Raw genomic sequence first — 11,445 nt, 5'->3', positions numbered from 1 at the left:
CAATCAGGAACAGGCAATGAGTTTATGGAGAATTGCTGCGTTTTCGGCGGATTGAAAGCGCAGTTGAACGTCTATCTGACACGCAGAAACGTATATCCAACAGATATACTCGTATAGACATAAGATACACAGGCACCTTACTATCCACCCGAGGAGGCTAAGACCTGAAAACAACCCTTCCAAGGTGGGAACCCAGCATGGCTGCAATTATTGAAAAACCCAAACCCGTTCCGATCAACATGAGAGCGGACGAAAGAAAGCGCAACCTGATCGATCTGGCGGCGGCCCTGTCCGGTCGGGATCGGACCAGCTTCATTCTGGAGGCTGCTTGCCAAAAAGCAGAAGAAGTCATCCTGGATAAGCGTCTGTTCCTTCTTGACGACGTCGCATTTGACGCATTCGAACAGGCCATGGATGCCAACCCGATACGAGGTAACGAATGCCTGCATCAACTTCTCGAAAGACCCAAAAGGTGGAGCTGAGGGCCCCCGAAAAGCTGAACGGCGAACACATCCTGGATCAATTCGATTCAGGTGAACGGTCGATCGACGATTACCTGCAAAGGCAGGCGCGTAAGGCTCAGGCAGCCAAACAAGCTGTGGTTTACGTCGTCTGCCGCAAGGACACCTCGATTGTCATGGGGTATTACACGCTCTCGAGTGGTTCCATCGCCCGCGCGAATGTCGCCCCGAAGAACCATCAACGCAATTCGCCAAGCGTTCATCCTGTAACCCTGCTGGGGCGCATGGGTATTACTCAAGCGGCTCAAGGCCAGGGCTATGCCATCGATCTGCTGCAGGACGCCATTGAGCGCGCCATCAGCGCCTCGAATGCCATCGGGTCCAGCGCACTGATTGTTCATCCACTGAACGAGCGCCTTTCGAGCTTTTATACCAAGTACGCAGGGTTCATACCGTGCCCAGGGCTATCGCCGATTACGTTGATGTTGCCGCTTCGCTAGCCAATGACATTGCCATCGCAACATAGGTCTCTACGCAACTTCATCAGGATAATCCGTAGATAGCCGTTACCGCAGCAACGGATATGTACTCGGTCAGATCCAACATTCTGGTCGGCTGTCAGGCCGCGTGTGTGTGTGTCTGGTGTACTCGGTTAAAAATGTGGGAGGGGGCTTGCCCCCGATAGCGGTGGTTCAGTCACCGTCTGCATCAACTGACACACCGTTATCGGGGGCAAGCCCCCTCCCACACTTTTGACCACGTTCCTTCAGTTAGCCGGCTTCAACAGCTGCATCTGCTGCCGATAATCATCCGTCACCTGCCTGGCCTGGCTGCTGCTGGTAATCACCCTAGGTGTAATCAAAACGATCAGTTCGGTCCGATCCTTGGACGTGCTGGTATTCCCAAACAACCACCGCAACCCAGGAATCTTGCCCAGATACGGCACCGCACTCACCGACTCCGCGTTGTCCTGCTTGATCAACCCCCCCAACAACACCGTCTGCCCACTCTGCACCGCCACCTGGGTCGACACCGAGCGCGTGGAGATACGCGGGTTCGTCGGCGTATCGCTGCCAGTGGACGCCTGGTCCTGTGCATCACTGACCTGCTGCTGAATATCCATGTACACCAACCCACCCGGATTGATCCTCGGCACCACATCCAGAATCACCCCGGTCTGCACATATTCAACACTGCTCAACGTGGTGTCTGAAGTACCGGTATTCACAGTGGTCTGGCTGATGGGAATGTTGTCCCCCACCTGAATCTGCGCCGGCTGGTTGTTCATCACCACCAGCGACGGCGCCGACAGCACCTGGGTGCGGCCGTTGGTTTCCAGGGCATGCAGCGCCACTTGCAGGTTGGAGCTGACGAAGGAATAGAACAACGAATCCGCCGCCCCCAACCCGGCCCCGCCACCGCCCAGTGCACCTTGGCTGCCGGAGGCGTTGGCCACGGTGGTGCTGGTGGAATTACCCGCCAGGCGTCCCAGGTACCACTGCACGCCGAGGTCCAGTTCACCGCTGAGTTTGACCTCAAGAATGCGCGTCTCGATCTGCACTTGCAGCGGCGGATTGTCGAGGCGTTTGATCGCCGATTCGATCTCTTTCCACTGCACCGGACGGGTGCGCACCAGCAGTTGGTTACTGCTTTTCTGCGCAGTAATGCGTGTGCCGGCGTCGAGGCTTTTGGCCGGGGCGCCTTCGGTGGTTTGCGGTTCGGCGCTGTCCTCGGCTTCGGGCTCCTGCGCTTCGTCATCGACCACCGGCTGGGTAGTGTTCAGCCCACCCGGTGTGCTGCCGGACGTGCTGTTGGTGCCCGGCGACGACAAGGTCGCGGTGCGCAAACCGGGGGCGACCTTGGCCGGGGTGTCGTCCTTGATCGCGCCGCTGCCGTAGATCTGCCGCAGGTACTTGGCGAGGTCGCTGGCCTTCATGTTGCGCACGTCGTACACGTACATTTGCGGCTCGTTGCCGCCGCCTTCGTCGATGGTGTGAATCCAGTCGCCGACTTCACTCAAGTATTGCGGTTGCGAAGAAATCGCTACCACCGAGTTGGTGCGCTCGATCGGCAGGAATCGCACCATGCCCGCCAACGGCATGCCGCTGTCGGGGCCGAACATCTTTTGCAGTTCGGGCATCAGCTCGGCCACCGAGGCCCGTTGCAGGCCGAACACGCCGACGGACATGCCTTTGAGCCAATCCACGTCAAAGGTGTCAATGGTGTCCTGGTAGTTGGCCAGTTCCTCGGGGGTACCGGCCAGGCTCAGCACATTGCGCGCCGGGTCCACCAGCAAGAATGCATTTTCCCGGGCGAACGGCTTGAGCAGTTTCTGCATTTCAGTGGCAGAGATGTAGCGCAGTGGAAACAGCCGCGCCGACAGGCCGCTGGACGGTTGCGACACACGCATTTCCGGCACCAGCTTGCCCGCCACCGCCTGGTTGGCCGGCAGGATCACATAACGACTGCCCTGCTTGATCATCGCGTTGTCGGTCCAGGACAGCAGGGTTTCCAGAATCGACAATGCCTGCTGTTTGTTCACCGGTTTGGAGGTGGAGAAGCTGACGTTGCCCTTCACGCCCTGGGCGATGCTGTAGTTCTCATGCAGCAGGTCGCCCATCACGCTGTTGATCACCGCTTCAATCGGCTGGTCGGCAAAGTTGAACACGATGTCGCCGCCGCCCTCCTCCTTCGCAGACGCCGCCGCAACCGGTTGGCGCACGAACTGCTGGTTGCCGCGAATCAGTTGGCGCTGAGGCGGCGTTTTTGCCTGGGGCTGGCCGTTGTCGACCGGGGTCTGTTCACTGGCCGGGTCCACGGGCGGACGTTGTGAGCCGGTGCCCTGCATCGCTTCGTGCAGCAGGGCGTCGTCCGGGTCGAGGTGCTCGGGGAATGTCCCGCAGCCACCGAGGGCGACGGCGGTGGCCAGGCAAAATGCGGTGGTGCGCAAGGCGCCAGGGAAAGTATCGATCAAGGGGTGGACTCGTGAGGAAGGGTAATCGGCGGTGTGCTGGACGGCGGCGGCAAACGCAGGGCCCGCAGGCTCAAGGTCTGGCTGCGGCCGTCAAGTACGAAACGGGCGTCGCGGGGGGTCAGGTGTTCCAGGCGCCAGCCGTTGGGCAGGGTCTGGTCCTGGTGGACTTTCAAGGGTGGGCCGTCGGCGCGCTTGAGCAACGCCACGCGCAGGTCACCGTCGAGGACGATGCCGGTCAGCGTGAGGCTCGACAGGCTGGAGACAGCGCCTTGGCCCACCGCGCGGTCGGGGCTGCGGTCGGGGCTGAACAACGGCGCCTGCCACGTACCGGCCAGGCTGTCCAGGGTTGCGCTCGGGGCCACCAGCACCTTGGCCGAGGCATTGGCGCGGCTATCGGGCGCGGGCGGCGGTAACCACTGCGGCGCGTCGCCGAGGCTGCTGAGGATGCCGGCCATGAGCACACCCAACAGCCCGGCCACGCCGATCAAACCCCATTCCAGGGGACGCAAGGTGCTGATCATCGGCGCACCTGCGCGGCGGCGGCCGGTTGCAGGTAGCCGCGCACCAACAGGTGCACCACCAGCTTGCCCGCGCCGCCACTAGCAGGGGCGTTCGGGGCGCGGCGGATGCTCATTTCATCGACAAACAGAAACGGCCGCTGGTACTCCAGCTCATGCAGGATCGCGGTCAAGGGCTCGATGGCGCAGTTGAGGGTCAGGCTGACTTTGACTTGGCGATAGGGCTCCGCATCGTCCTGCTCAGGGGTGATGGGCATGCGCTGGGTCAGACTGCAGCCGCCACCGAGGCCGGCGCGGCTGTTGATCAGGTCGGCGATGCGCTGCATCAAGTCGGCGGCCACGGCGCTGGGGTCATCGCCGGGCAACAGGCTGGTGCTGCTGGCCGGGTCCTGGCGCGCTTCTTCGAGTTGCTGGCGCAGGCTGTCGCCCTGGCGCAACACGCCGGCGTAGCGCTGTTGCTGTTCGCGCAGTTGCTCGGCCTGTTCGCCCAAGGTGCGCAACGGGCCGGCAAACCAGCTGTCGATCAACAGCCAATAGGCGGCGCCGAGCACCAGCGCGAGGGCGATCAACGCGGCGCCACGGCGTTCACGGGGTGTCAGTTGTCGGCGCATCGGCGGCCTCCTGGTGCAGGTGGGCGCGCAAGGAGAACTGATCCTTGCCGGTTTGCGCATCGGGTTGGATCACCCCTTCGAACTGGGCGTTTTCCAGGCTGCGGCAGTTCTTGATGCGGGTGATCAACGCGCTGGCCTTGGCGCTTTGCCCGGAGAAGGACACGTCGGCGCCGTCGTTGACTTCCAACTGGTCGATCCAGGTGTCGGGCGGCAGGCAGGCGGTCAGCTCGCTGAGCAGCGCGGCCAGGGGCGGCTGCGCGGCCTTGCGGCGGATCAAGTACTGCGCGGCGCCGCGGGTATTGAGCAGTTGCTGGCGCAGGGCCTGGACTTCGGCGACCTGGGCGCGCTGGGACTGCACGCTGTGTTGCATGGCGTCGAGTACGCGCTGGCGATCGTTGAGCCACAGCAGCATGGCGGCAATCAGCAAGGCGCCGCACAGCCACGGCAGGCTGCGTTGCAGGCCCTTGCCCGCCGGGCGCTGGCGCGGACGCAACGGCGCCGGCAACAGGTCGATGCCCATGGGCACGCCGGCGCTGTCGCAGACATCTACGGCGTGGGGTTGCAAGCCAAGGGCCGCGCAGTCGTCGAGGATCTGGTCCAGGCGCTCGCGCAGGATTGCCACCAGCGTCACCTGCAGATGGGTGGTTGTGCGGCGTTCCTGGCGGGCGACAAAGTACAGCTGGGCGGCGTCGAACGGGGTGAAGCGGTCCAGTTCATAGCCGACTACCGTCGACAGGTTGCGTGCGGCCGCCACCGGCAATTGCAGGCTCTGCACCAGCACCGCGTCTGGTGCCAGCAACAACACCTGGCGTGCCTCGCCAGGGAGCTTTTGCACAGGCGCAGTGAGCGGCCATGGGTAGACGCGCTCGGGCATGTCATGGGGCAATAACCAGCCAGGCAGGCAGCCACGCAGCTCCTTGAGCCACAGGTCCCAGCCCTGTTGCAACAGGCTGCCTTGCCAACGCTGCACGGCGGGCTCCAGGTATTTATTCATTCTTGCCAACGTAGGACTCGATAAGGTTGTGCGCTGCCTTGCGCGGGGCTCAATAACACCGTGGCTTGCAGCTCGGCGTGGTAACCGCCGGAGCGTTGGGCGCGGCTGCTGACCACCAGCACATCACCGGGGTCGGCACCCACCGCGCTGGCGTGTGGCAGGTTGAGGGCGTGGCGCATCAACGGGCTGGCGAAGGCCGGGTCGGGCCGGTCCAGGCCACTCCACAGGCTGATTTCCGGCACCAGCGCGCTGTACAGCGCCTGGGTCATGCCCGGCAACTGCCGGACTTCTTCCACCACCCGAAACGGCGCCAGGCCTTGGTTGCGGCGCATCTCCAGGTCCCTGGCCAATTGCTTGGCCTGGGCCTGGGTGGCACCGCAGGCCAGGGCCAGGCGAGCAAAATCGCCCACCTCGGCGCTGTTGAGGTACAACTTGCCGCGCTCGCTGCGCAGGCTTACGTGCAACTGCGCGTCGTCAAACACCAGCGGGATTTCACGCCCGTCGGCAATCCATTGCTTGCGCTGCGACGGGTCGGCCACGGCTTGCATCGCCAGCGCCACGCCCGCCTCTGCCGCCAGCACCGCCTGGGTATGCTGGCGATGCCACGCGGCCTGGCGGGTTTCCAACTGCACCCAGCCGGCCAATCCGCCGAGCAACAGGCTGAGCAAGGCCAGCACCCACAGCACCAGCAACAGCGCCACACCGCGTTGATGCCTGATCATTCGGGCGCCCCGCCGGACAGGTTCAAGCGCAAGGCCACCACCTGGGTCACCCACGGCACCGGACCGTTGACCCGGGCGGCAATCCGCACCGCGTAGGGCAGGCGCTTGGGCCACGGCCACGCGCTGATCCAGCCGGTGGCCTGACCCTTGGGCGACAGGCCGCGATAGCTCAATTGCAGGTCTTCGACGCCCCTGAGCAACACCTGTGGCTCGCTGCGCGAGGCCGGTACGCTGACTTGCGCCAGGGACTCAAACCGGGCGAACGCCACCTGCAAATCACGCGGCGCCTCGGGCCCGGTCAGTTGCAGGGTGAAACGCTGAATGCCGCCGCCGAGCACACCGGGCAGGGTCGCGACAAACTGCATGCGCTGCGGCTCGCCGGTGAAAAAACCATCGACCTGGCTGTCGTCCTCGGTCACATCCAGCGGTAACGCCTCGCTGATGGCGGTGCGCAAAAACTGCTGGGCGGCACGCATTTCGTCCAGGCTGACCGTGTAACGCTGGGCCTTGAGCACCGCGCGATTGGCACCGAGCAACGCGCCGCCAACCAACGTCAGCAACACCCCCAGCAGGCTGAGCACAATCATGATTTCGAGCAGGGTAAAACCCTGCTGGCGAGGCTTCACAAACCGGCCCCGGCAGCACGCAGTTTCAGGGTGCTGAACTGCGCCTGGCGCGGGCCTTCGCTGACGCTCAGGTCCAGGCGAAACAGGTGCGCCTGGCCGATGCGGCTCGGCTGTTGGGCAATGCGCAGTTGCCAGGCGACGCCGTCCATTTCGCCCTGGCGCGTGCCGCTCGCCAGCGGGCCCGTGCCCTCCTGATCCATCACGCTCAAGGCCGCATGGGTGAGGCGGTCGCTATGGGCCACCTGCAACAGCGAGCGTGCACTTTGGCCAAAGGCGACCAGCAGCACCGTGCTACAGATCGCCATCAGCGTCAGCGCGGCGAGCATTTCCAGCAGGGTGAAACCGCGCTGGTGCTTCATGGCAGGGCCCTGGACTGGACGCTGCCGGTCAGCCAGCCAATGTCGATGCGCCAACGCCGGCTGCCGTTGGCCAGTAGCAGGTTGCCGCCGGTGGAGCTGCCATCGGGATAGAAATCCACTGCCGAGCCCGCTTGCTCGGCGGTGTGCAGGGTCACTTGCAAACCGGCCGGCCAGTGCTGTTTCGGGCGACCGGGCGCCTGGACGCTCAAGTTGCGCAAATCGAAAACGGTACTTTCCGTGGTGCCACTGACAATCGCCCGCGCCCGCGTGCTGCGCAGCGCCTCGACGATCTGCCCCACCGCCTGGCGCTCTTTCGCTGCGCGCAGACCTTGTTGCAGGCCAAACCCGACCAACCCGGCCGCGATGCTGATCAAGACGACCACCACCAGCATCTCCAGCAGGGTAAAGCCGCGTTGGGCGCTGGCCATGGGTTATTCCCAGTTGCCCAGGTCGGCGCTGTAGCCTTCGCCGCCGGGTTGGCCGTCCTGGCCGTAGAAGATCAGGTCGAACGCGCCGTGCTCGCCGGGGAAGCGATAGCCGAAGGCATGGCCGAACGGGTCCTTGAGGTCCGACGGCTTGGCGTATGGCCCGGCCCAACCGGCGCTGTTGCCGGGTTTTTCGACCAGTTGCTGCAGGGTCTTGGGCGGTGAGCCGACATCCAGCCCGTAGCTTTCGATTTTCATCGACAGGCTGGCCAGTTGCGCTTTGCCCGCGCCGTATTTGCCCTTGTCGACGTTACCGCCGACCTGGCGCACCACAATGGTCGCGACGATGCCCAGCAGCACGATGACGGCAAGCATTTCCAACAGGGTGAAACCGCTTTGGCGGCGTGCAGGTTTTGAGCGCATGGGGGTGGGTCCTCGGGGGTTCATATATTGCTGGTCAGGCTCATCAGCGGCAGCATGATCGCCAGCATGATCACCGCCACCAGCACCGCCATGACCACGGTCAGGGACGGCACCAGCGCGGCGAGCAGGCGGTCGATGCCGCGTTTGGCTTCGACGTCGAACACGTCGGCGACCTTGAGCAGCATGCTGTCCAGTTCGCCGGCCTGTTCGCCGACTTCAATCATTTGCAGGGCCAGGTCCGGCAGCAGTGGTTGCGTGCCAAAGGCACTGGCCAGGGTGCCGCCGCCCTTGACCGACTCGGCGGCCTGGGCGACCTGCGCTTGCAGGGCACGGTTGGTGCAGACCTGGCGGGCAATGACCAGGGCTTGCAGCAGGGCCACGCCGTTACTGAGCAAGGTGCCGAGGGTGCGCGCCAGGCGGGCGGCTTCGACCCGTTGCAGCAGCGGGCCGATGAGGCGAATGCCCAGCACACGGCGGTCGTAGCGTTCACGCCGTCGGGGATCACGCAGGCGAGCGAGCAACCCCCAGATGCCGACGATCAGCCCAGCCAACACCGCCAGGCCATAGGCGCCGAGGAACTGGCCCAGGCCGAGGATCACTTCGGTGATCAACGGGATCGGAACGCCCAGATCCTTGAAAATCGGCACGAACTGCGGCACGACATACGCCAGCAACAGCGCCAGGGAGCCGAGCACGCCGACCACCAGGAACGCCGGATAGATCAGCGCGTTGATCACCTCGCCCCTCAGCAGTTGGCTGCGTTCCAGGTAATCACTGAGCTGGCGCAACGTGTTTTCCAACGCGCCACCCGCTTCCCCCGCACGCACCATGCTCAGGTACAGCGGCGAGAACTGGCTGCCCTCCTCTTCCAGGGCTTTGGACAAGGGCTGACCGGCCTTGACGTGTTCACGAATGCGCTCGATCAACGCACGGGTCTGGGGCTGGCCGGGCTGCTTGAGCAAGATGCCCAGGGAGCGCTCCAACGGCTGCCCGGCGCCCAGCAGCGTGGCCAGTTGCTGGGTAAAACTGACCAACGCCGCGCCGTTCAACTGCCCGCGCCCAAACGCGTTGCGCAGCCCTTGGGCGCCGGCCAGATCAATGTGCAATAACAACAAGCCGCGCTTGTGCAGCGCGGCGACGGCGGCGTCCTGGTCCTTGGCTTCCAGGGTGCCATTGTGCGGGGTGCCCTGGCTGTCGAGGGCGCGGTATTTGAACAGGCTCACGTGCCCTCCCCGCGTGTCACGCGCAGCACTTCTTCCAGGGACGTGACCCCGGCCACGGCCTGACGCAGGCCTTCTTCATGCAAGGTGCGCAGGCCACCACGACGGGCGGCCTGCTCCAGCGTGGCGGCGTCTGCCTGGCGCATCAGTAGGCTGCGCAGTTCCTCGTTCATCACCAGTAATTCGGTGATTGCACTGCGCCCGTGGTAGCCACCGCCCGGTGCGTCGGCGCGAGGGCGATAGAGCAGGATCGGACGCTGCTCGGTAAAGCGCTCCAGGCCGTGTTCGGCAATCAATTCCGCCGGCGCTTCGAAGGCTTCGCGGGTGGCCGGGTCGAGGCGGCGCACCAGGCGCTGGGCGAGGATGCCGTTGACGGTCGAGGCGATCAGGTAGCTCTCCACGCCCATGTCCAGCAGGCGCGTGATACTCGCCGCCGCGCTGTTGGTGTGCAGGGTGGACAGCACCAGGTGGCCGGTGAGGGAGGACTGGATGGCGATGCGGCAGGTTTCCAGGTCGCGGATCTCGCCGATCATGATCACGTCCGGATCCTGGCGCACGATCGAGCGCAGCGCGCCGGCAAAATCGAGTCCGATGGCGGGCTTGACCTGAATCTGGTTGATGCCTTCGAGCTGGTACTCCACCGGGTCTTCCACGGTGATGATCTTGCGCTCGGCGGTATTGAGCCGCGACAGCGCGGTGTACAGCGTAGTGGTCTTGCCCGAGCCGGTCGGGCCGGTGACCAGCAGGATGCCGTGGGGGCGTTCGAGTACTTCGAGGAAGGTTTCCAGGCGCTGCCCGTCGAAGCCCAGGCTCTGGAAATCGAACTGCACCGTCTGGCGATCCAGCAAACGCATCACCACCGATTCACCAAAACTGGTGGGCACCGTGGACACGCGCAAATCCAGTTCCTTGCCCTGGATACGCAGCATGATCCGCCCGTCCTGGGGCAGGCGGCGTTCGGCGATGTCCAGCCGCGCCATGATCTTGACCCGCGAAATCACCGCCGCCGAAGAGCTGGACGGCGGCGCCTCGGCCTCGTGCAGCACGCCGTCGATGCGGTAGCGCACCTTGAGCTGGTTTTCGAAAGGTTCGATATGAATGTCCGAGGCGCGATGTTCCACCGCGCGCTGCAGGATCAGATTGACCAGGCGAATCACCGGCGCTTCGGAGGCCATGTCCTTGAGGTGTTCGATGTCTTCCAGCGCACCGCCCTGCTCGTCGAGGTTTTCGATCAGGGTGCCCATGGCCGAGCGGCCCTGGCCGTAGTAGCGCTCGATCAGGCTGTCGACTTCGTTGCGCGGCCCCACCGAGAGCCACACCGGCACGCCGCAGGCATAGGCCATGGCCTGGAACGGATAGACCAGCGCCGGGTTGGCCGCCAGCACCCGCAAGCCGCCCTGGCTCCAGCCCACGGGCACCACCTGATAATGGCGCATGAAGCGCTCGGTCAAGGCAGGCAACGGGTCGAGCAACGGTGGCGCGGCGTCCGCCAGTAACAGCGGTGCGCCAAGCAGGTCGGCCCAGGCGCGGGCCAGTTCCACTTCAGAGACCAGCCCAAGCCGCGTGAGCAGGCCGAGCAATTCGGCGTCGTCCGACTCCTGGGACAGGCGCCGAGCGCGTTCCAGATCAACGGTTTTCAAGCCGGCGTGCTGCAACAGCCATGCGCAGACCTGTTCGGTGTGCGGAATGTGCATGTCGCAGGCGTTGATGGGCGTTGAGGGGCTTGGCATGGGTGACTATCTGAGGGGCTATGTTCTGAAGGACTCTGGGAACCCCTGTGGGAGGGGGCTTGCCCCCGATAGCGGTGGACCAGCTGCCGCATACTCCGGCTGATACACCGCTATCGGGGGCAAGTCCCCTCCCACAAGGGGATTGCGTTTTTCCCGTTAGTTTGAGGTCTTCGGCGCGCTCTGGGTGCCATTCAACGGCCGCCCGCCTTTGGTGGTTTCGGCCTTCTGTTTTTTCGCGGCCTTGGCGTCATGGGTCTGGGTCAGCACGGTGGAATCGGCGGTGCCGGACTTGGCATCCGCGTCGGTGGCTTCAGCCGCAACGGCCGCGCCGCTCAATGCAACGCCCAGCACAAAACCGGCACCCAGCAGGGACTTCTTCATA

At 64.3% G+C, this 11,445-nt stretch carries 14 protein-coding genes; 2 read left to right on the top strand and 12 right to left on the bottom strand.

The features are described from left to right. Positions 1-197: 197 nt before the first annotated feature. Together AOA60_RS24720 and AOA60_RS24715 are read left to right on the top strand one after the other, a co-directional pair. A complete protein-coding gene (locus AOA60_RS24720) occupies positions 198-482 on the top strand; it encodes a DUF1778 domain-containing protein (protein WP_099586545.1) in 285 nt (94 codons plus the stop codon). Next, entirely contained in the window at positions 440-961 is a 522-nt protein-coding gene (locus tag AOA60_RS24715; RefSeq protein WP_099586544.1) for a GNAT family N-acetyltransferase, read from the top strand. The genes AOA60_RS24720 and AOA60_RS24715 overlap by 43 nt, the downstream gene beginning before the upstream one ends. Positions 962-1,227: 266 nt before the next feature. On the opposite strand, the gene gspD is transcribed toward AOA60_RS24715, so the two are convergent. The 12 genes from gspD to AOA60_RS24655 form a co-directional block, all read right to left on the bottom strand. Then, positions 1,228-3,435: a type II secretion system secretin GspD gene (gene gspD / locus AOA60_RS24710; RefSeq protein WP_099586543.1), complete on the bottom strand. Its 2,208-nt coding sequence runs from the start codon at positions 3,433-3,435 to the stop codon at positions 1,228-1,230. Further along, positions 3,432-3,956, bottom strand: a complete 525-nt coding sequence (locus AOA60_RS24705) for a general secretion pathway protein GspN (protein WP_099586542.1) — start codon at positions 3,954-3,956, stop codon at positions 3,432-3,434. The genes gspD and AOA60_RS24705 overlap by 4 nt, the downstream gene beginning before the upstream one ends. Next, positions 3,953-4,564: a type II secretion system protein GspM gene (gene gspM, locus AOA60_RS24700; protein ID WP_099586541.1), complete on the bottom strand. Its 612-nt coding sequence runs from the start codon at positions 4,562-4,564 to the stop codon at positions 3,953-3,955. Before gspM ends, AOA60_RS24705 begins: the two co-directional genes overlap by 4 nt. Beyond that, positions 4,539-5,558 carry a PilN domain-containing protein gene (locus tag AOA60_RS24695; RefSeq protein ID WP_099586706.1) on the bottom strand — a complete coding sequence of 340 codons (1,020 nt, stop codon included), beginning with the start codon at positions 5,556-5,558 and terminating at the stop codon, positions 4,539-4,541. Before AOA60_RS24695 ends, gspM begins: the two co-directional genes overlap by 26 nt. Continuing rightward, complete coding sequence (locus tag AOA60_RS24690) at positions 5,555-6,280, bottom strand: general secretion pathway protein GspK (RefSeq protein WP_099586540.1); 726 nt, start codon at positions 6,278-6,280, stop codon at positions 5,555-5,557. Before AOA60_RS24690 ends, AOA60_RS24695 begins: the two co-directional genes overlap by 4 nt. Then, a complete protein-coding gene (locus AOA60_RS24685) occupies positions 6,277-6,906 on the bottom strand; it encodes a prepilin-type N-terminal cleavage/methylation domain-containing protein (protein ID WP_099586539.1) in 630 nt (209 codons plus the stop codon). The genes AOA60_RS24690 and AOA60_RS24685 overlap by 4 nt, the downstream gene beginning before the upstream one ends. Continuing rightward, positions 6,903-7,265 (bottom strand): prepilin-type N-terminal cleavage/methylation domain-containing protein, encoded by a 363-nt coding sequence (locus AOA60_RS24680; protein WP_099586538.1) that lies wholly within the window; start codon positions 7,263-7,265, stop codon positions 6,903-6,905. Before AOA60_RS24680 ends, AOA60_RS24685 begins: the two co-directional genes overlap by 4 nt. Beyond that, positions 7,262-7,693 (bottom strand): GspH/FimT family pseudopilin, encoded by a 432-nt coding sequence (locus AOA60_RS24675; RefSeq protein WP_099586537.1) that lies wholly within the window; start codon positions 7,691-7,693, stop codon positions 7,262-7,264. The genes AOA60_RS24680 and AOA60_RS24675 overlap by 4 nt, the downstream gene beginning before the upstream one ends. A 3-nt stretch (positions 7,694-7,696) precedes the next feature. Continuing rightward, positions 7,697-8,113, bottom strand: coding sequence for a type II secretion system major pseudopilin GspG (gene gspG / locus AOA60_RS24670; RefSeq protein ID WP_095185610.1), 417 nt, complete (start codon positions 8,111-8,113; stop codon positions 7,697-7,699). A 20-nt stretch (positions 8,114-8,133) separates the two neighbouring features. Then, a complete protein-coding gene (gspF, locus tag AOA60_RS24665) occupies positions 8,134-9,336 on the bottom strand; it encodes a type II secretion system inner membrane protein GspF (RefSeq protein WP_099586536.1) in 1,203 nt (400 codons plus the stop codon). After that, positions 9,333-11,027, bottom strand: coding sequence for a type II secretion system ATPase GspE (gene gspE, locus AOA60_RS24660; protein WP_178075420.1), 1,695 nt, complete (start codon positions 11,025-11,027; stop codon positions 9,333-9,335). The genes gspF and gspE overlap by 4 nt, the downstream gene beginning before the upstream one ends. A gap of 192 nt (positions 11,028-11,219) precedes the next feature. Further along, complete coding sequence (locus tag AOA60_RS24655; protein WP_099586534.1) at positions 11,220-11,444, bottom strand: hypothetical protein; 225 nt, start codon at positions 11,442-11,444, stop codon at positions 11,220-11,222. Position 11,445: the final 1 nt, after the last annotated feature.

The organism is Pseudomonas sp. 2822-17 (genome assembly GCF_002742485.1).
Taxonomy (GTDB): Bacteria; Pseudomonadota; Gammaproteobacteria; order Pseudomonadales; family Pseudomonadaceae; genus Aquipseudomonas; species Aquipseudomonas cyclaminis.
The sequence above is the reverse complement of the archived record's forward strand: the minus strand, read 5'-3'. Positions and strand labels throughout refer to the sequence as shown.